Origin of the sequence: Azospirillum humicireducens (genome assembly GCF_001639105.2) — a bacterium.
Lineage (GTDB): Bacteria > Pseudomonadota > Alphaproteobacteria > Azospirillales > Azospirillaceae > Azospirillum > Azospirillum humicireducens.
Genome location: NZ_CP028907.1, coordinates 434,270 through 453,091, shown reverse-complemented (window position 1 = coordinate 453,091; position 18,822 = coordinate 434,270). Strand labels below are relative to the sequence as shown.

Genomic DNA, 18,822 nt, shown 5'->3' with positions numbered 1-18,822 from the left:
CCGAATGTCGGCAAGCTGCTGTCCAACCTGTCCTTCACCCTGGACATGGAAAATGCGGTGATGGGCGAGATCATGAACGGCAACAAGAAGCCCGATGCCGCCGCCAAGGCCTGGCTGAAGAAGAACCCCGACGTGCTGAAGGGCTGGCTGAACGGCGTCACAACCATCGACGGCAAGGACGGTCTGGCGGCCGTGCAGGCCAAGCTGGGCGTGGCGACGAAGTCGTGACCTGACGGGGGGGGCTCCGGACGGCAGTCGCGCCTGCCAAGGCGGCAACCCGGCCATTGCCTGGTGATGGTCCGGCCGCCATATCGGAGGGCAATCCTTCGTGCCCGCCCGGAGCCCCCATGTTTTTCGGCCCGCTTCCCCTGTCAGACGCAGAGGGCGCCATCCTTGCCCATTCGCTCCGCCTGGGGGCGCTTGCCTTCAAGAAGGGCCGGCGTCTGTCGGCCGCGGATGTCGTGGCATTGCGCGACGCTGGCGTCGGCGAGGTGATCGCCGCCAAGCTGACGGATGCCGACATCGCGGAGGACGCCGCCGCGACCCGCATCGCCGCCGCAGTCGCGGGCGCCGACGTGCAGGTCGCCGCCGCCTTCACCGGCCGCGTCAACCTGTTCGCCGAGGCGCGCGGCCTGCTTCGCCTCGACCCGGCGCGCATCGACGCGGTCAACGCCATCGACGAGAGCGTCACCATCGCCACCCTGCCGGATTACGCCCCGGTCGAACCGGGCCAGATGCTGGCGACCGTCAAGATCATCCCCTTTGCCGCCCCCGCCGCCGCGGTGGAACAGGCGGAGCGTCTGGCGGCCGACGGGCCGGCACCGTTGGCCGTCCTGCCCTACCGCCCGTTGTCGGTGGCGCTGATCCAGACCCGGCTGCCGGGGGTGAAGGACAGCGTCCTCGACAAGACGGTGGCGGTGACGCGGGAGCGGGTGGAGGCTCTCGGTGGCTCGCTGGCCCATGAGGCGCGCTGCGCCCATGAGGAGGGCGCACTGGCGGACCAGATCGCCGCGATGCCATCGGCTGACCTGTTGCTGATCGCCGGTGCCTCCGCCATCACCGACCGGCGCGACGTGCTGCCCGCGGCCATCGAGCGGGCCGGGGGCGTGGTGGAGCATTTCGGCATGCCGGTGGATCCGGGCAACCTGCTGCTGCTGGCCCGACGGGGGGATCGGCCGGTGCTGGGCCTGCCGGGCTGCGCACGGTCGCCCAAGCTGAACGGCTTCGACTGGGTGCTGCAGCGGATTGCGGCGGGCGTGCCGCCGGGCAGGGCGGAGGTGATGCGGATGGGCATCGGCGGGCTGCTGGCGGAGATTCCGACGCGGCCCCTGCCGCGGGCCGGCGTGGCGGCTCAGCCTCCACGGGCGCCGCGCGTCACCGCGCTGGTGCTGGCGGCCGGACGCTCCAGCCGTATGGGACCGACCAACAAGCTGCTGGCGGAGGTGAACGGCGCACCGCTGGTCGCCCGCGCGGTCGATGCCGCCCTGGCCTCCCAGGCCGCCAACGTCATCGTCGTCACCGGCCACCAGGGGGAAAGCGTGGCGCGGGCGCTGGCCGACCGTCCGGTGACCTTCGTCCACAATCCCGCCTTCGCCGAGGGGCTGAGCAGTTCGCTGCGCGCCGGGCTGGCGGCGGTGCCGAGCGAGTCGGATGCGGTGATCGTCTGCCTGGGCGACATGCCGCGGGTGGCGTCCGCCGTGATCGACCGGCTGATCGCCGCCTACAGCCCGCTGGAAGGCCGCGCCATCTGCGTGCCGACCGCCCATGGCAAGCAGGGCAATCCCGTTCTGTGGGACCGCGCCTTCTTCACCGAAATGGCGGCGCTGAGCGGCGATGCCGGGGCGAAGCGGTTGATCGGCCAGCATGCCGACCGGCTGTGCGAGGTGGCGGTTGAGGATGCCGGCATCCTCTACGACGTCGACACCCCCGACCTGCTGGCCCGCTTCACCGAAACCGCCAGCCAAGAAAGGGTCAGCGCGCCAGATCCAGCCAGCGCCGGGTCATAGCGCGGGTGAACTGCTCCGCCACCGGCAGATGGGTGGCGATGGAATCCTCCAGCCCGTGCAGCATGTCGGCATTGCTCTCCCGCGCCTCCTCCCGGATGCGGGAGGCCCAGCCGCGCAGAATCTCGCCTGTCGCCTCCGGGTGGAACTGGAAGGCGTAGGTGGCGCGGCCGAGCCGGAAGGCCTGCCGGTCGCACGCCTCGCTGAAGGCCAGCGGTACGGCGCCCTCGGGAAATTCGAAGGTGTCATAATGCCACTGTGCGAGGTTCAGCGCCGGACCGAAGCCACCCAGCAGCGGGTCGTTCTGCGCGCCGTCGGTCAGGCTCACCCGGTGGATGCCCAGTTCCGGAGTGGTGTGGCGGTAGACCTTGGCACCATAGGCGCGGGCGGCGAGCTGCGCCCCCAGGCAGATGCCCATCACCGGCCGGTCGGCATCGGTGAAGGCGCGGATCGTTTCCATCACCCGGCCGAAATGCGGGCCCTTCGCGTCGTCCCAGGCGTCCTGCGGACCGCCCAGCACCACGAGGCCGGCATAGCCGTCCTTTTCCGGGATCGCCTCCCCCTCGTTGGCGGCGATGGTGTGGAGGGTGGCGCCGTTGTCGGTCAGCGCGTCGCCCACCAGACCGATGGGAGCGGTGCGGCTGTTCTGAACGACCAGGATGCGCATGGGTCTGCTCGGCTCGCGTCGTTGGCACGGGTGTCATCAAGTTGTGAGACCGTCGTGGGCGGAGTTCAAGCCGCAGGCGCTCCGGATCCCATGCTCCGCCCCGCAAAGCCGCTATGCGTTCCGCCGGTCTGCTGGTTTAGAGTGCCCGTCAACCGTCCTGTCCCGCGCCGCGCCGGAGGTCCGCCCCATGCCGTCCCGCATCCGTCTTCTCGCCGCTCCGCTGTTCGCCGCCATTCTCGGCATGGCCGTGCCCGCTTGGGCGCAGAACGGCTCGCTGACCTTCCTGCACATCAATGACGTCTACGAGATCGAACCGGTGAAGGGGCAGGGTGGGTTCGGGCCGCTGATGACCCTGCTCAAGCGCGAACGCGCCTCGGCCCCCGATGCCTTCACCACGGTGGGCGGGGATTTCCTGTCGCCGTCGCTGCTGTCGGGCACGACGCAGGGCGAGCAGATGATCGCCCTGTTCAACGCCATCGGCGTCGATGCGGTGACCTTCGGCAACCACGAGTTCGACTTCGGTCCCGACGCGCTGAAGCGGCGGATGGCCGAATCGAAGTTCCCCTGGATCGGCACCAATGTGCGCGCCGCCGACGGCTCCGCCTTCGCGACGACGGTGCCGAGCTGGACCCGGACGGTCGACGGCATCACCGTGGGCTTCATCGGCCTGATAACCCCCGACACCGCCCGGCTGTCGAGCGCCGGCCCCGGACTCAGCTTTCCGCCGGTACTGGAGACTGCGGCGGCGGCGGTGAAGGAGCTGCGGGGGAAGGGCGCCGCGGTCGTGGTGGCGCTGACCCACCTGACCATCGAGGAGGACCGGCAGCTGGCCGCCAAGGTCAAGGGCATCGACCTGATCCTGGGCGGGCACGACCATGACCCGATCAGCTTCTATGAGGGCTCCACCCTGATCCTGAAGGCCGGGCAGGACGCCCGGTATCTTGGCGTCGTCAAGCTGGCCGTGGAAACCAAGGATTCCGGCAAGGGCCCGGCGACCACCACCCTGCCGACCGAATGGCGCTTCGTCACCACCGCCGGCGTCGCCCCGGATCCGGAGGTCGAGGCGGTGGTGGAGGGCTACACCAAGCGGCTCGACAACGATCTCGCCGCCGTGATCGGCACCGCCACGACCGAGCTGGACAGCCGCAAGGACGCGGTGCGCAGCCGCGAGGCCAGCATGGGCAACCTGATCGCCGACGCCCTGCGCGAGACGCTGAAGGCCGATGTCGCGATCACCAACGGCGGCGGCATACGCGCCGATGCGCTGCACCCCGCCGGTCATCGCCTGACCCGCCGCGACATCTTCGCCGAACTGCCTTTCGGCAATGTCGGGGTGCTGGTGGAGATGTCGGGCCAGGATCTGATCTCCACCCTGGAGCACGGCGTCGGCAAGGTGGAGGAAAAAGCCGGCCGCTTTCCGCAGGTGTCGGGGCTGACCATGACCTATGATCCCAAGGCCCCGGCCGGACGCCGAGTCTCGTCCGTAACCGTGGGGGGCAAGCCGATCGAGCCGCAGGCGATCTACCGCGTCGCGACCAATGACTACATGCTGAAGGGCGGGGACGGCTATTCCGCCTTCCCGCGTTCCAAAGTGATCGTCGATGCATCGGGTGCAGTGTTGCTGGCAACCATTGTGATGAATTACGTCGAATCCAAGAAATCGGTCGCGTCCGTGGTGGAAGGGCGGATCGTGGCAAAATAACGCAGTTGTCGGGACATTATCGGGCTGCGGCGCGACACTCCGTTGCGCAGGTGCGGCATTTGCCTTTAGGGTAGCCCATCCGCCCTATAGCCGCGCCGGAAGCCGCCGCATGTCCGATACCCTGCCCAGCCGTTCCAACGACTTCGCCCAGACCTTCAACACCGCCCATGGCGAGGCCGGTCTGGGGCGGGTGTCGGTCGCTCATATCCTGCAGCGCATCCAGGCGGAGCCGAATTTCCTGTTCAGCGAGGAATTCCGGCAGGGTGGGGGCCAGTGCCCGTTCCATGCCGGCAAGACCGAGGGTGAGCCAGAGGGAGCAGCAGACGGCGCCCCGCCGATCCCCCAGGACGATGCCGACAAGGTGGCGGTCAACAGCCTGTTGGCCCTGCTGTTCAACCGGCTGCGCGACCACATCGCCGAAAAGCTGCCCTTCGATGACGAGGGGCGGCCGATGCTGCCGATCCCGCCGCGCTCCCCCCACGGGCTGGACCCGGCCGACCGCGCCGCCATGGCCGCGGCGGAGCCCGACGTTCTCTGCTCCGTCCTGCGCGACGCAACCTGCCATCTGCTGGACGGGCTGATCACCGGCTGGGCCGTCGATCTGGTGCATGAGGAGGAGTATTTCCGTTCCCAGGGAACCGGCGCCATCTCGCTGGAGGCGGCGGCGACCTTCGTCCTGCGCAGCGTGCTGGAACATTCGCCGCTCTACCAGCGCGCCGGCTACGACATGCTGTCGATCACCAAGACCGGCAGCCACACCGCGATCCACATCTGCTGGGCGCTGGTGGAGGCGGCTCCCCTGCTGGTGCCCGGCCGCGACGCCGCCTTCTACGACGACCTTGTCCACCGCAGCCTGAAGCAGATCGTGCCGCTGTCGATGGCCAGCCTCGGCATGCTGGTCCATTACATGGAGGAAAGCGGAATCGAGCCGGCCGACGGGCTGGCGGTTCACCGGCTGCCCAAGGACCAGACCGCCTTCGTGCTGGACGGCAACGGGCTGATCCGGCTGAACGCCGATCCCATCGTGACCTTCGCCAAGCCCGGCGAGCGCTACTACACCGGCTGCCCGGCCTTCTACACCACGAACCTGATCAAGCTGTATCTGGACATCGTGGCCGGGCTGGCCCTGGAATATTCCGTCTACGACCGCCTGCAGGAGGGCTGAGCCCGATGGCCCGGACCAACGATTTCGCCCTGACCTACGCATCCGCGCATGAGGAGGCGGGGATGACCCGGATCAACCTTGCGCCCATCCTGCACCGCATCGCCGAGGAACCGAGCTATCTCCTGAGCGAGGAACTGCTGACGCTGGCCGGTCACTGCCCGGCCCATGCCGACACCCGCAAGGAGGATTTCGAGAAGGTCGCGATCAACACCCTGCTGGGCTTTCTCTATGCCGACCTGCGGGAGCACATCATCGCCCGCATGCCGCTCGACGAGGCCGGCAATCTGATGCTGTCCACCCCGCCGGACTCGCCGCACGGGCTGGACTTCGCCGATCCGGCCGGCATCGATGCCGCCGATCCCGACCGCCTGGTCGGCTTCCTGCGCGATTCGGTCTGCCATCTGCTGGACGCCATCATCAAGGATTGGGCGATCAAGGTGATGGTGGAGGAGGACCGCTGCCGGACCGAGGGAACCATCACCGACATGGCCGCCGCCGGCTATGTGCTGGGTCGCGAGTTGCAGAGGTCGGTCCTGCACGGTCCGTCCGGCTACGACATGCTGTCGATCACCAAGACCGGCAGCCACACCGCGCTTCATGTCTGCTGGAATCTGGTGGAAGCCGCCCCGCTGCTGCGTCCGGGTCTGGAGGCCGCCGCCTATGACGACCTCGCCCGCCGCAGCCTGAAGCAGGTGCTGCCGCTCGCCATGGGCAGCCTGGGCATGCTGTGCCAGTTCATGGCGGCGGGAAAGATCGAGGCCGACGACCATCAGGCCATCCACCCGCTGCGCAGCGACCAGTCGGCCTTCCTCCATGATCCGGACAAGGACCTGATCGTCCTCAACACCGACCTGATCGAGCCGACCGCGATGGCGGGGGAACGCCACTACACCGGCTGCCCGGCCTTCTACGCCAACGGCCTGATCAACCTCTATATGGAAATCGTGCTGACCCTGGCCACGCAATACGGCATGTATGTGCGGCTGCAGGGGAAGACGGTGTGACGGGGGTTCTTGACGGAACGGCGACCATGCCTATGTTGGCGTTCCGTCAGAGTCGAAAGGTCTAAGTTGGCGAAGAAAAGCTATCTGCGGGCGGTCACCACCACCGCGCTGGCCGACGCGATCAAGCGCAACCGCAGCCGCATGGCAACGCCGTGGCAGCGCGCGCTCGGCCATCTGGAAAGCGTGTTCATCGACCACGCCTGCTTCCGGCTGATCTATTCGAACACCTACCGCATCTCGCCCAACATGTACCGGGCGAGCCAGCCGTCACCCTCCCACATCGCTGCGGCGGCTCGTAACGGCGTGAAGACGATCCTCAATCTGCGCGGCTCGCGCGACTGCGCCTCCTACATCCTGGAGGCGGAGGCCTGCCGCGCCCATGGGCTGGAACTGGTCGATTTCCCGGTGAACTCCCGCGACATGCCGAAGAAGGAAACCCTTCTGAAGGCGCGCGAACTGTTCAAGACCATGAGCTATCCGGCGCTGATGCATTGCAAGTCCGGCGCCGACCGCGCCGGCTTCATGTCGACGCTCTACCTGTTCGCCCATGAAGGCAAGCCGCTCGACGAAGCGATGAAGCAGCTGTCCTGGCGGTACGGCCACTTCAAGCAGGCCAAGACCGGCATCCTCGATTACTTCTTCGAATTGTATGCCGCCTACAACCAGAAGCGACCGATCGAGTTCTGGGATTGGGTGGAGCGCGTCTACGACCCGGTCGAAGCCAAGGCGAGCTTCCGCTCGCGCGAATGGGCCGACGCCGTGGTGGACCGGGTGCTGGGCCGCGAATAAGGCGGCCCGCTCCGTTCAGCGGGCGACGTACCAGTCGGCGCGGTGGTTGAAGGCGACGAAGGCGTTCAGCACCGCAGCCCCCAGGATGGAAGCGAGCAGCGCCGGCCACTCCAGCACGAAGGCAGCGGCGGAAAAGACCGCCAGATCGAACAGCGACTGCATCCAGCCGGCGCGGAAGCCGGTCTTCTCCTGCAGATAGAAGGCGAGGATGCCCACGCCACCACCACTGGCGCCATGGCGGAACAGCCCGATCACCCCGATCCCCACGCAGAATCCCGCCAGCACCGCCGCGACATAGGGATTGATTGCGCTGAAACTCATCATCGACGGCAGCAGGCCGGACAGCACGGCGATGCCGGTCACCGCGATCAGCGACTTGACCGTGAAGCCGACACCGATGCGGGCCAGCGCAAGGAAGTAGAAAGGCAGGTTGACCAGGAAGAACAGAATGCCGAAGTCGAGTCCCGTCGCGTAGGAGATCACGAAGCTGAGCCCTGCCGCCTGCCCGGTGACCAGCCCGGCGGCATGGAGGATGGCAATGCCGAACGACGTCATGACAATGCCGAACAGTTGCCCTTGCAAATTGTCAAAGACACTGTGCGCCGCCTTCGGGCGCTCGTAAGTGACCGATGCGGGGGATGACGAAATAGTCGGGGAGGAATTGTTCGCCATGCCAATCACCCTTCGGTGTCGCCTGTGTGTCTACACGCGACATCCAATATAGGTCATTTTTACTGACCTATCCATACTTCGCTTCGGCGAAGAGGGGAGCTATGCGATTTGCGGGGGATTGGCTGCCGAGACGGTCCTTTGGTGCCGGCCTGTTTGCCCCGCCTCCATGACTTCCCCGCCTCCGGCTGGTCGAGGGCGGGGAAGTCATGGAGGTGAACAAACCGTAGCGGTCGACGGACGGACGGAAATCACGCCGCCAACGTCCGCGCCAGCGTGTCGCCGTCGACGTTGCGGCCGCTCAGCACCGCCACCGTCCGTCCCGTCCGTCCCAGCCGACCGGCAAGCACCGCGGCGACGCCGGCAGCGCCCGCCCCCTCGGCCACCACGCCGAAGGAGCTGTGCAGGGCGCGCATCGCGGCGGCGATCTCCGCCTCCTCGACCTCGACCACCCGGTCGACCAGCGTGTCCACGATGGCCTGGGGCAGCTTGCCCAGCGCGTGGACGTTGATGCCGTCGGCCAGTGTCGGGCCACCGCGCCGGGCCAGCCGCACGCCGATCACCCGCACATGCGGGCGCTGCGCCTTCACCGCGGCGGCGACGCCGGCCAGCAGCCCGCCGCCGCCGACGGGAACCACGACCGTGTCCACATCCGGCCGGTCGGCGAGGATCTCCAGCCCGACGGTGCCCTGGCCGGCGATCACATCGGGATCGTCATAGGGATGGAGGAAGGTCAGCCGCCGCTCCGTCGCCAGTTCCAGCGCCTTGCCCTTGGCTTCGCCCACCGTGGCGCCGTGCAGCAGCACCTCGGCCCCGAGGGCGGCGGTCCGCTCCACCTTGCAACGGGGCGCCGTCTCCGGCATCACGATGGTGGCCTTCACCCCGAGCCGGGCCGCGTGCAGCGCCACGCCCTGCGCGTGGTTGCCGGCTGACATTGCCACCACGCCGCCGGCCCGCTCCGGCGCCGTCAGCCGCAGCAGGCGGTTCAGCGCGCCGCGCTCCTTGAAAGCGCCGGTGGCCTGGAACACCTCTGCCTTCAGCCACAGGTCCCGACCCAGGGCAGAGGCATGGAGCAGGGGGGTGCGGACGATCTGGCCGGACAATCGCAGGGCGGCGTCGGTGATCGCCGACAGCGGCAGCCAGGCAGGCAAGCTGTCGTTCTCAAAAGCGGGGGTGTCGACCGGTGTGCAGACGGACAGGGTGCGCGCGGCATCGGCATGCGCGGTGAGCATCGCGAAATTCCTCGACGAACGAATTTTCGGGTAGGACGGGCTTGACCCGGACCGCCTCAGCGGACCGGGTGAGTAATTCGCGCCGAGCCACACATTCGCTCGCCGGGACGGACGCCAGACTGGCGCACCGCCACAGCGGTCAGACGATTGGACTTGTCATGAACCGGATTGAGGGTTCCGGTGACCACACGGTGCAGCGACACGCCACACACTCCACACGACCATTGAAAACGAACACGGCAACTGTCCGACGCTCAGAGCGCCGGGCCGGTAATTCGCATTCGCATGGTGTCGGTGGTGTTCATAGGATCTGCATACCCGTTGCCGCGGCATCGGTCAAGCCGTGATCGAACAAAATGCCGCAGGCCGGCCATCTGCCGTCAGTTCAGCTCGACCCGATTCCGGCCGAGCGCCTTGGCACGGTAGAGCGCATGATCGGCCCGGCCCAGCACGCTTTCCACCGAATCCTCCAACGGTTTGGCCTCCGTCAGGCCGAAGCTGCCGGTCAGCTGAAAGCGCCGGCCATCGGGCAACGGGATCGCCAGCGCCGCCAGACCGCTGCGCAGCCGCTCCGCTATCGCGGCACCATCGGTCCGGCCGGTGTCGGCCAGCAGGATCGCAAACTCTTCGCCACCGATACGGCCTATCTGGTCGCTTGCCCGCAGATGGCGGCGGATTTCCTCCACCACGCTGCGGATGGCGGCATCGCCGGCAGCATGGCCCAGCCCGTCATTGATGCGCTTGAAGTGATCAATGTCGAGCATCAGAAGGCAGGACGGTCCGACAATGGACCGCTGTTCCGCGCTCACCTGCCCGGTCAGCAGTTGTTCCAGCAGGTCAAGGATATGGCGGCGGTTGTGGGCGCCGGACAGCGGATCGGTCGTGGCCAGACGATGAAGTTCATGCTCCATCCGGCGACGTTCCGTGATGTCAGTGGCGATCCCGATCAGGCCGGCAGCCGCACCATCCACCCCTATCAGCGGACGCTTCGCCACCAGCAGTTCGCGCGGCGCTCCATCAGGGCCGGTCACACTGGTCTCGAAGGAGTAAGCCTCGGTGCCTGTACCCGCCCGCCCCTGTCCGTCGACGATCGAGTCGATACCGTCCGCATCCGGGAACAACTCGCGGAAGGCGCGATTGCACAAGCTGCTGCGGCCGGCGGCATCCCGGTACCACACCGGACTAGGCATCATCTCCACCAGATTTTCGATGAATCGGCGTTGCTCGTCGGCCAGCGCGGTCTGCCGTTCCAGTTCCGCCGTGCGCTCGGCCACCCGGCGCTCCAGGGAGTGGTTGAGCGTCTCGATGGTGACAAGATCACGCCAGCCGCGCACAGCGCCGATGATGCTGGTGAACAGCTTCTGAGCGGTCAGTTCGGCCTTGCTCTTGTAGTCGTTGATGTCGTAGGCGACGATCACCTCGCGTTCCGGCGCCTGTCCTGGTTGACCGGTGCGCAGGATGATGCGGATATGGCGGTTGCCCAGGTCGCGGCGGATGTGATGGACAAGCTGCAGCCCCGCATCAGGGGTCTCCATCACCACGTCCAGCAAGACCACCGGCAGATCCGTCCGTTCTGCCAGGATCCCCCGTGCCTCCGCGGCAGAAAAGGCGCTGACGATGGCGAAGCGCCGGCCTTCGAACTCGAAGTCGTTCAGCAGGACGCGCGTCATCGCATGCACCTGCTCGTCGTCGTCGACCACCAGGACCGGCCAGGGGGCTGCACTCTCCGACAACTGCTCCGGCAATGCCTCCACCTGTTCGTTGCCGAACAGCAGGTCATCGGGAGACATGCATTCAAAGGAGGCTGGTCCGGTCTTGGTTTTCATATCCCTGGCGCTCACTGGGCTTCGATGTCGACGCCTGAGAAGTCCTGCTTGAACAGATTGTTGGTATAATTCTTCACTTCCTTGCGATGTACCACCGCAATGAACGTATTGGCAATCGGGAACCAAGGCATTTCCCGATGGAAGACATGCTGCGCCTTCCGATAATATATCGCGCGCTTTTCGATGTCGTTGTCCACCTTTGCCTTTGTGATCTGCTCTTCGAAATCCGGATTGCACCATCTTGCGACATTCGTCCCGCCCGGATACACTCCGGTGCAACTCAGCAGAAAGTACAGGAAGTTGTCTGGGTCGCCGTTGTCGCCGGTCCAGCCATAGATCACCATATCCTGCTCGCCCTGGGTCACGCGGCTGCGATAGCTGCCCCAGTTCTCGGTCTTCGGTACGACCTTGATGCCGATCCGTTCCAGATTCTCCCGGATCATCTCGGCGGCGCGCTTGCCGTTGGGCATGTAGGGGCGCGTGACCGGCGGATACCAGAGATCGAGGGTGAAGCCTTCCGGATATCCCGCTTCGATCAACAGGTCGCGCGCCGTCCTGGGGTCGAACGGATGCTCCTCGATGCTGTCGTCGTAAGACCACATGCTGGGAGGAATGGGGTTCTTCGCCGGCCGTCCTCCATTCTGGTAGACGGCATCGACCAATGTGCGCTTGTCGATCGCCAGAGTGATGGCGCGCCGCACCCGCACATCGTCGAGCGGCGGCTTGCCTGTGTTGAAGGCCATATAGGCGACGTTCTTCCCGTCCTGCTGCTCGATGACCAGATTTGGATCCCTCTCGATCTTTCCCAACTCCGCCGGGTTGGGGAAGATCATCACATGGCACTCGCCGGACCGCAGCTTGTTCAGACGCACCGCGATGTTCGGGGTGATCGAGTAGATCAGGTTGTCCAGAGGCTGGCGCCCCTGCCAATAGGCGTCGAACGCCTTGTAGCGGATGGCCAGATCGGGCTGGTACGACACCAGATGGAACGGCCCCGTGCCGATGGGGTCTTCATCGAACAGATCCGGCCGCTTCGCCTTCATCAGGGTGTCGGCATATTCCGCCGACTGGATCGACAGGAACGGCATGGCAAGATCGGCCAGGAACGGAGCTTCCGGCCGGTTCAGGGTGATACGGACCGTATGGTCGTCCAGTTTCTCAACCGATTTCAACAGGGCCGGCAGCCCCATGCCCCGAAAGTAATCGTAAGTTGCCGGCCCGACAGTGTGATAGGGGTGGTCGCTCTTCCATTGACGCTCGAACGTAAACAGTACGTCGTCGGAGTTGAGCGTTCGGCTGGGCTTGAAATGTTCGTTGGAATGAAATTGGACATTCTGGCGCAAACGGAAATCGTAAACCAGACCATCGTCGGAAACCGTGTAGGACTCGGCAAGGGCAGGAGCGATGATCTGGCTGCCGCGGCCGAATTCAACCAGGTTGTTGAACAGGGGGCTGGCCGCATTCACACTGGTACCGGAAGTGGACACCTGCGCATTGAAGCTCTGCGGATTTCCTTCCGTGCAGTAGACGAGTGACTTGTCAGCCTGTGCGGCGCCGGACATTCCTGCCAGCGCGATCAGAGCAGACAACCCCTTTGCAATGCTTTTCGTGAATGTCTTCGGTCGAAAAGGCACTTACTGCTCCTGCACGAATTGTGCTTGCATCTCAAGGCCCACGTTATCAGTAGCAAGTCGTCGTGGAAAGCGAATGGTGAAGCGCACGCCCTGGCCGGGCCGGCTCTCCACTGCAACCCTTCCACCCAGTGCATTCGCCACAAGATTGTAAACGATGTGCAGCCCAAGCCCGGTGCTGCCGGCTCCACGGCGCGTGGTGAAGAAGGGATCGAACACCCGTCCCAAATCGGCCGCCGGAATACCCTTGCCGTCATCGGTGTAGACCAGTTCCACTTGGTCGGGGCTTGGCGCATTTGCCGCGATCAACAGGTGGCCCGCCTTGCCATCCTGATAGCCATGGATGATGGAGTTCATGACGAGATTGGTCAGGATCTGTGCCAGCGCGCCTGGATATCCATCGATCTCGATGTCATCGGGGCAATCGACCTGCAGACTGTGTCCCGCCCGGCGCCACGACGGGCTGAGGCTGGTCGCCAGATCCTCCAGATAAGGCTTCAGCGCAAAGCGCCGTCCTTCGCCGCTGGTCTGGTCGGCAGCGACCTGCTTGAAGCTCTGGACCAGCTCGCCGGCCTGCCCAAGGTTCAGCACCATCAGCCGTGACAGTTCCTCGGCCGTCTCCTGGAAATCGGCGAACTCGCTGCGGCGCAGCTTCCCCTCCTGCACCAGCCGCCGGATCACGTCCAGCCGGTCCTGCAGATGGGTAGCCCCCATCAGAGCATTGCCCAGCGGTGTGTTGATCTCGTGCGCCACGCCGGCGACCAGCGCGCCGAGGGAGGCCATCTTCTCGGCCTGGATCAGATCGGCCTGGGTACGGCGGAGGTCCTCCAACGCCCGGTCGGCACGCTCCTTCGCTTCGCGGGCCGCCAGCTCCCGCAGGCCGATTTCGCGGATGAAAAAGGCGGCGGCGCGGGCCATGGCGCCGAATTCGTCCTGACGGCGCGTGCCGTCGATGGGGCCGGCCAGCGGATCCTCGGCCAGACGGGTCATCTGCCGTTGCAGCCGCAGCACCGGTCTGCTGATGGACCGGGCCACCACCACCGCCGCGCCGCCGCCCAGCAGCAGGCCGATGGTGGCCCCGATGATCAGGATACGGGTCAGCAGATCGCCGATTCGCGCCGCCTCGTCGCGGAAGGTTTCGTCCAGTTGCCGCGCGGTCTCGACCAGGGCGCTGGCATCGCGATCCATGGCGATCAGCAGCTGGTTCAGCCGGCGCAACCCCTCCGCGGTCCGACTCAGGCTGTCACGCCAGCTGCGGATGGCCGACAGCACCTCGTCCTGCAGCAGCGGCGACATGGGAAGGCCGCGGACGGTTCCCAGCAGCGTGCCGGCATCGTCGACGATGCGATCGGCTTCGTCCGCGTCGCGCACCGCCACGGCATCGGCCGCCCGCCGACCCAGACGCAAGGCGACGATGGCGACATTCTGGGTTTCCTGTTCCGTATCGTTGGCCTGGATGGCGTAGGCGATCAGTTGCACCACCTCCTCCTGGAGCGCGGCGTATCCGGTCGCCTTCACCATCAGGATGCGAGCGGTCAACGCTTCGATGGCGGACGCGGCTTCGGCGCTGGCATGCTGGGCGTCGGCAAGCCTCCGCTGCGCGGTGGTGGAGCGTTCCTGCACCTGATGCAGCCCGTCCAGGGCCGGACGGACCGAAGGCAACAGGGTGGACAGGAAGGTGACATCGGGCTGTTGGCCCAGGGTGCCGGTCAGCACAAGCGCCCGCACCACCGGAAGGGTCCGGCTGACCTGCTCCGCCAGCATCCGCTCCCCCAGGCTGCCGGCCGGCACACCGTCGCTTCCGAGGCCGGCCAATGCCTGGACGGTCTCTTCGAACCGGATCAGCGCCGCATCGCGTTCCGCCTGCGTCTCGCGCAGCGACCGGACGGCGGATTGCAGGTCGGCCACCGTCGCGGCATAGCGGCGCGAGGTTTCCGTCGCCGGATAGCGGTCGGCCAGCGGATCGGTGCGGCGCAGGGCCGCCTGGAGCCGTTCCGCAGTGGTGGTGAGCGTGTCGGTGGCGATGCGGAAATCCGCGGCGGTCAACGGCCGGCCATTACCGAAGACTCCGGTGCCGAAGGCCAGTGCGGCGACATGCTGAGCCTCTGCCCGCTGCAGGGCCAGCATCGCTTCCCGCAGTTCATGGGCCCCGTCGACCACGTCGCGGCTGTCGCGCAGACGCTGGTCCGCCTCCGTCAGCGAGCCGAGCGAATCCACATTGGCGGCGTGCTGGCGCTTCCGCGCGCGATCGGTCAGCGACATCAGCCGCGCTGCATGCCGGGCCATATCGGCGACGGCCGCGTCATTGGCTCCCGTCACCTCGATGAAGCTGCGCATCTGGGCGACATAACGCTCCAGCACCGCGGTGGCGCGCTCCACTTCCGGCCGGTGGGCGGCTGCCGATCCCGACGAATCCAACTGCTGCAACTCGGCGCCGGCCGAGGCCGACAGTGCTTCGAACCGGGCGACGCGGCCGGAGCGATCGGCGGGAGCGACCTGCAGATAATCGATCCGCGCCGCTGTCGCCGCCAGCACGTCGCGGTAGACGGAACCGGCAAGCACCGCCGCCTCGTAAACCCGTTCGCTGCGGTCCAGCAGCAGGCCGCCGGTTACGGCGATCACCGCGGCCACCGCCACCGGCACGCCCCCCACCATCGCGATGCGTGAGCGAATCCTCATGCTCGTCCCACCGCGTCGATCCGCGCGCAGGCTGTCCCGGTATGGAACCGGGGTAACGAAGAGAATGGCCGGCGGTCCGCCACGAACGCTCCGCACACAGGATCACAGTGTGAATTATCAGAGCAACAGGCGGGGGCAAAGCGCTAATGATGATGAACGGATGCAAGCGGCGGAGCGGGCGGGGCGCCTTTGCGCCCGCCGGCCCATCCCACTCAGCAGGGGTGGTTCTCCCCGCGGCGCACGCAGGTGATCTGTCCCATGATCGAGATGGCGATCTCGGCCGGAGTGACCGCGCCGATGGACAGACCGACGGGGCCGCGGATGCGCTTCACCTCGACCTCGCTCAGCCCTTCGTCGCGCAGGCGGTCCAGACGCAGCGCGTGGGTGCGCTTGCTGCCGAGCGCACCGACATAAAAGGCGGGGGAGCGCAGGGCGGCGATCAGCGCCGGGTCGTCGAGCTTGGGATCGTGGGTCAGCGTCACGATCGCGGTGCGGACATCGGGCTTCAACTCGGCCAGCGCTTCGTCCGGCCAGAGATGGTTCAGCTTGACGCCGGGGAAGCGCGCTTCGGTCGCGAAGGCGCCGCGCGGGTCGATCACCGTCACGTCATAGCCGGTCAACGCCGCCGCCGGGGCCAGCGCCTGGGCGATGTGCACGGCGCCGACGATCAGCAGGCGCATGGCCGGGTTGTGGACATGCACGAACAGGCGGAAACCGTCCTCGTCCTGCGGATCGACCAGCAAGCCGGAGCGGTCCTGCCGGATGCGCCGGCGCACCTCGTCCAACAGGTCGGGCTCCAAGCCGAAGGCGCCATGGACGGTGTCCTCGTAAACCAGGGTCTGGAGGCCGGTGTTGAGGTCGGTCACCAGGGCGGCCGGAACCGCCGCGGCTTTCGCGGCGAGCAGGCGGTCAAGAATATCGCGTTTCATTCCACGGCCTCGACATAGACCTGCACCTGCCCGCCGCAGGCCAGCCCGACTTCCCAGGCCATTTCATTGGTGATGCCGAAGGACAGCAGGCGCGGTTCGCCGTCCTCCATCGATTTCGCGGCCTCATGGGCCACGGCGCTTTCGATGCAGCCGCCGGACACGGACCCGGCCATCGACCCGCGGTCGTCCACCGCCATCTGGCTGCCGACCGGCCGCGGCGAGGAACCCCAGGTCGACACGACGGTCGCCAGGGCCACCCTGCGGCCGGCAGCCCGCCATGCGGCCGCCTGCTCCACGATGTTGTCCGCCATCAGGGTGTCGTTCATCCCGCAGCCTCCTTCAACCAGCGGCGTAAGCCCGGGCTACGACGCGGGCCATCGGCCGACAGGACGCCGGCCAGATCCGCGAGGCTGTTCAGGCTGTGGGCCGCAAGAAAATCGTCCACATGCGGCAGCAGCGCCCGGATGCCCGAGGATTTCGGCGCGAAGCCTTCCCAGCGCAACAAAGGATTCAGCCAGACGAGCCGCCGACAGCTTTTGTGCAACCGTTCGGCCTCTGCCGCAAGCCCTTCCCCTGCATCCCTGTCCAGCCCGTCGGTAATGAGAAGCACGACCGCGCCCTGGCCCAGCACCCGCCGCGCCCAGGTCCGGTTGAAGGCGTGCAGCGCGGTGCCGATGCGCGTGCCGCCCGACCAGTCGGCGACCGCCGCCGACACAGCGTCCAGCGCCACGTCGACATCCTTGTGGCGCAGATGGCGGGTGATGTTGGTCAGGCGGGTGCCGAAGACGAAGCTGTGGACCCGGTCGCGGTCGTTGGTCACCGCATGCATGAAATGCAGCAGCATCCGCGAGTAGCGGGTCATCGAGCCGGAAATGTCGCACAGCACCACCAGCGGCGGCGGCCGGGTGCGGCGGCGCTTCCGGGCCAAATCCGACAGGTCGCCGCCATTGCGCAACATCCGCCGCAGCGTGGCGCGCGGATCGACACGCGGTCCCATCGGGTCCGCTCGGTAACGCCGGGTCGTGACCTCCGCCAGAGGCAAGGCGAGACGGGTCAGCAGGCGCTTGGCCTGCGTCATCTCCTCCCCCGTCATCTTCTCGAAATCCTTGTCCTGCAGCCGTTCGGCGGCCGACACGGTGAAGGAGGCGTCGAGTTCGATCTCCGTCTTCTCCGGTTCCTCCTTCTCCGCACCGCTGCCGTGCAGGGCCTCGGCGAGGCGCTGGGCCATCTCCGGCCGGTCGGGCGATGCCTCCGTCCGCACCTTCGGCAACATCAGCGACATCATCTTCTTCAGGATGTCGGGGTTGCGCCAGAAAACGTGGAAGGCCTGATCGAACAACTCGCTCTGGTCATGGCGGTTCACGAAGATGGCGTGCAGCGCCCAGTAGAAGTCTGTGCGGTTCGATAGGCCGACAGCCTCGACGGCCTCGACCGCCTGCAGCACCTTGCCGGGCCCCACCGGCAGGCCGGCGGCGCGCAGTGCGCGGGCGAAATGCATCAGGTTGAGGGTAAGGCGCCCGGCCGGCACATCGTCCGTCATGGCGGCCTCAGCGGGCGGTGGTTGCGGCCAGCTCGGTCTTGACCTGGGTCAGGATGCGCGCCGCCTCGCTGCCCTGGATGCGGGCGATGTCGTCCTGGTATTTCAGCAGCGTGCCCAGCGTGTCGTTGATGACGGAGGGCTCAAGTTCCAACTGGTTCAGCTCGACGAGGGCCTGCGCCCAGTCCAGCGTCTCCGCCACGCCCGGCGCCTTGTAGAGGTCCAGGCCGCGCAGGGTCTGGACGAAGCCCACCACCTGGGCCGCCAGCCGCGCATCGGCCTGCGGCGCCTTGACCGACAGGATCTCCCGCTCCCGCACGGCACTGGGATAATCGACCCAATGGTAGAAGCAGCGCCGCTTCAGGGCGTCGTGGATCTCGCGCGTGCGGTTGGAGGTCAGGATGACGATGGGAGGTTCCGGCGCGTGGACGGTGCCGAACTCCGGGATCGAGACCTGATAGTCGGACAGAATCTCAAGCAGATAGGCTTCGAACGGTTCGTCGGTGCGGTCCAACTCATCGATCAGCAGCACCGGCGGCCCGGCGAGATCCGGCTCCAGCGCCTGCAGCAGCGGGCGCTTGACCAGGAAGCGCTCGGAAAACAGGTCGGCGGTCAGTGAGTCGCGATCCTGCGCGCCCGACGCTTCGGCCAACCGGATTTCCATCATCTGGCGGGCATAGTTCCACTCATAGACGGCGGAGGAGGCGTCCAACCCCTCATAGCATTGCAGCCGCAGCAGCTTGCGCCCGAGCGTCGCCGACAGGACCTTGGCGATCTCCGTCTTGCCGACGCCGGCCTCGCCCTCCAGGAACAGCGGGCGCTTCAGCTTCAGCGCCAGGAACAGTGCCGTCGCCAGGGAGCGGTCCGCGACGTAATGCCCGCGGGTGAGGAGCGCCAGCGTGTCGTCGACAGAGGCGGGAATGGCTGTGATCATCGAAGGCCTTAAAAATTGACAACAAATGCCCTCTCGCTCTCCTGGGACAGAAGAG

Annotated in this window: 16 protein-coding genes; 6 read left to right on the top strand and 10 right to left on the bottom strand. The window is 66.7% G+C overall.

Annotated features, from left to right (window positions below):
- Together A6A40_RS29215 and A6A40_RS29210 are read left to right on the top strand one after the other, a co-directional pair.
- Window positions 1-228, top strand: a 228-nt coding sequence (locus A6A40_RS29215) for a glycine betaine ABC transporter substrate-binding protein (protein WP_272483274.1), incomplete at its 5' end; no start/stop codon positions are given.
- Window positions 229-347: 119 nt separating this feature from the next.
- On the top strand, window positions 348-2,006 hold the full coding sequence (locus A6A40_RS29210) for an NTP transferase domain-containing protein (protein ID WP_108549327.1): 1,659 nt from the start codon (window positions 348-350) through the stop codon (window positions 2,004-2,006).
- On the opposite strand, the gene A6A40_RS29205 is transcribed toward A6A40_RS29210, so the two are convergent.
- The gene (locus A6A40_RS29205; protein ID WP_108549326.1) at window positions 1,972-2,670 is read right to left on the bottom strand and encodes a type 1 glutamine amidotransferase; all 699 of its coding nucleotides are present in this window, start codon (window positions 2,668-2,670) and stop codon (window positions 1,972-1,974) included. The genes A6A40_RS29210 and A6A40_RS29205 overlap by 35 nt on opposite strands.
- Window positions 2,671-2,857: 187 nt before the next feature.
- Here A6A40_RS29205 and A6A40_RS29200 point away from each other — a divergent pair, with 187 nt between their 5' ends.
- The 4 genes from A6A40_RS29200 (at window position 2,858) to A6A40_RS29185 (ending at window position 7,330) form a co-directional block, all read left to right on the top strand.
- Window positions 2,858-4,372, top strand: coding sequence for a bifunctional metallophosphatase/5'-nucleotidase (locus A6A40_RS29200; RefSeq protein ID WP_108549325.1), 1,515 nt, complete (start codon window positions 2,858-2,860; stop codon window positions 4,370-4,372).
- 109 nt (window positions 4,373-4,481) lie between these two features.
- Window positions 4,482-5,537 carry a hypothetical protein gene (locus A6A40_RS29195; protein ID WP_108549324.1) on the top strand — a complete coding sequence of 352 codons (1,056 nt, stop codon included), beginning with the start codon at window positions 4,482-4,484 and terminating at the stop codon, window positions 5,535-5,537.
- Window positions 5,538-5,542: 5 nt separating this feature from the next.
- Window positions 5,543-6,541 carry a hypothetical protein gene (locus tag A6A40_RS29190; RefSeq protein WP_108549323.1) on the top strand — a complete coding sequence of 333 codons (999 nt, stop codon included), beginning with the start codon at window positions 5,543-5,545 and terminating at the stop codon, window positions 6,539-6,541.
- Window positions 6,542-6,607: 66 nt separating this feature from the next.
- The gene (locus tag A6A40_RS29185; protein WP_108549322.1) at window positions 6,608-7,330 is read left to right on the top strand and encodes a fused DSP-PTPase phosphatase/NAD kinase-like protein; all 723 of its coding nucleotides are present in this window, start codon (window positions 6,608-6,610) and stop codon (window positions 7,328-7,330) included.
- A 15-nt stretch (window positions 7,331-7,345) separates the two neighbouring features.
- On the opposite strand, the gene A6A40_RS29180 is transcribed toward A6A40_RS29185, so the two are convergent.
- The 9 genes from A6A40_RS29180 to A6A40_RS29140 all read right to left on the bottom strand — a co-directional run bounded on the left by A6A40_RS29180 (window position 7,346) and on the right by A6A40_RS29140 (window position 18,767).
- Window positions 7,346-8,011, bottom strand: a complete 666-nt coding sequence (locus A6A40_RS29180; protein ID WP_108549321.1) for a YitT family protein — start codon at window positions 8,009-8,011, stop codon at window positions 7,346-7,348.
- A 239-nt stretch (window positions 8,012-8,250) separates the two neighbouring features.
- On the bottom strand, window positions 8,251-9,231 hold the full coding sequence (locus A6A40_RS29175; protein ID WP_108549320.1) for a pyridoxal-phosphate dependent enzyme: 981 nt from the start codon (window positions 9,229-9,231) through the stop codon (window positions 8,251-8,253).
- A 380-nt stretch (window positions 9,232-9,611) separates the two neighbouring features.
- Window positions 9,612-11,021, bottom strand: a complete 1,410-nt coding sequence (locus A6A40_RS29170; RefSeq protein ID WP_108549319.1) for a sensor domain-containing diguanylate cyclase — start codon at window positions 11,019-11,021, stop codon at window positions 9,612-9,614.
- Between the two features lie 47 nt (window positions 11,022-11,068).
- A complete protein-coding gene (locus A6A40_RS29165) occupies window positions 11,069-12,691 on the bottom strand; it encodes an ABC transporter substrate-binding protein (protein WP_108549318.1) in 1,623 nt (540 codons plus the stop codon).
- The gene (locus A6A40_RS29160; protein WP_236784131.1) at window positions 12,692-15,367 is read right to left on the bottom strand and encodes an ATP-binding protein; all 2,676 of its coding nucleotides are present in this window, start codon (window positions 15,365-15,367) and stop codon (window positions 12,692-12,694) included.
- A 212-nt stretch (window positions 15,368-15,579) separates the two neighbouring features.
- Complete coding sequence (locus tag A6A40_RS29155; RefSeq protein ID WP_108549316.1) at window positions 15,580-16,296, bottom strand: XdhC family protein; 717 nt, start codon at window positions 16,294-16,296, stop codon at window positions 15,580-15,582.
- Window positions 16,293-16,622 carry an XdhC family protein gene (locus A6A40_RS29150; RefSeq protein WP_109155379.1) on the bottom strand — a complete coding sequence of 110 codons (330 nt, stop codon included), beginning with the start codon at window positions 16,620-16,622 and terminating at the stop codon, window positions 16,293-16,295. The genes A6A40_RS29155 and A6A40_RS29150 overlap by 4 nt, the downstream gene beginning before the upstream one ends.
- A complete protein-coding gene (locus tag A6A40_RS29145; RefSeq protein ID WP_108549315.1) occupies window positions 16,619-17,836 on the bottom strand; it encodes a vWA domain-containing protein in 1,218 nt (405 codons plus the stop codon). The genes A6A40_RS29150 and A6A40_RS29145 overlap by 4 nt, the downstream gene beginning before the upstream one ends.
- A gap of 7 nt (window positions 17,837-17,843) precedes the next feature.
- A complete protein-coding gene (locus tag A6A40_RS29140) occupies window positions 17,844-18,767 on the bottom strand; it encodes an AAA family ATPase (protein WP_174718560.1) in 924 nt (307 codons plus the stop codon).
- Between the last annotated feature and the right edge of the window lie 55 nt (window positions 18,768-18,822).

Bases quoted from the DNA above. Each gene is read 5' to 3' on its own strand.
- A6A40_RS29150 (WP_109155379.1), bottom strand. From the start codon at position 16,622: ATGAACGACACCCTGATGGCGGACAACATCGTGGAGCAGGCGGCCGCA.
- A6A40_RS29210 (WP_108549327.1), top strand. From the start codon at position 348: ATGTTTTTCGGCCCGCTTCCCCTGTCAGACGCAGAGGGCGCCATCCTT.
- A6A40_RS29205 (WP_108549326.1), bottom strand. From the start codon at position 2,670: ATGCGCATCCTGGTCGTTCAGAACAGCCGCACCGCTCCCATCGGTCTG.
- A6A40_RS29195 (WP_108549324.1), top strand. From the start codon at position 4,482: ATGTCCGATACCCTGCCCAGCCGTTCCAACGACTTCGCCCAGACCTTC.
- A6A40_RS29170 (WP_108549319.1), bottom strand. From the start codon at position 11,021: ATGTCTCCCGATGACCTGCTGTTCGGCAACGAACAGGTGGAGGCATTG.
- A6A40_RS29155 (WP_108549316.1), bottom strand. From the start codon at position 16,296: ATGAAACGCGATATTCTTGACCGCCTGCTCGCCGCGAAAGCCGCGGCG.
- A6A40_RS29140 (WP_174718560.1), bottom strand. From the start codon at position 18,767: ATGATCACAGCCATTCCCGCCTCTGTCGACGACACGCTGGCGCTCCTC.
- A6A40_RS29175 (WP_108549320.1), bottom strand. From the start codon at position 9,231: ATGCTCACCGCGCATGCCGATGCCGCGCGCACCCTGTCCGTCTGCACA.
- A6A40_RS29160 (WP_236784131.1), bottom strand. From the start codon at position 15,367: ATGAGGATTCGCTCACGCATCGCGATGGTGGGGGGCGTGCCGGTGGCG.
- A6A40_RS29145 (WP_108549315.1), bottom strand. From the start codon at position 17,836: ATGACGGACGATGTGCCGGCCGGGCGCCTTACCCTCAACCTGATGCAT.
- A6A40_RS29200 (WP_108549325.1), top strand. From the start codon at position 2,858: ATGCCGTCCCGCATCCGTCTTCTCGCCGCTCCGCTGTTCGCCGCCATT.
- A6A40_RS29190 (WP_108549323.1), top strand. From the start codon at position 5,543: ATGGCCCGGACCAACGATTTCGCCCTGACCTACGCATCCGCGCATGAG.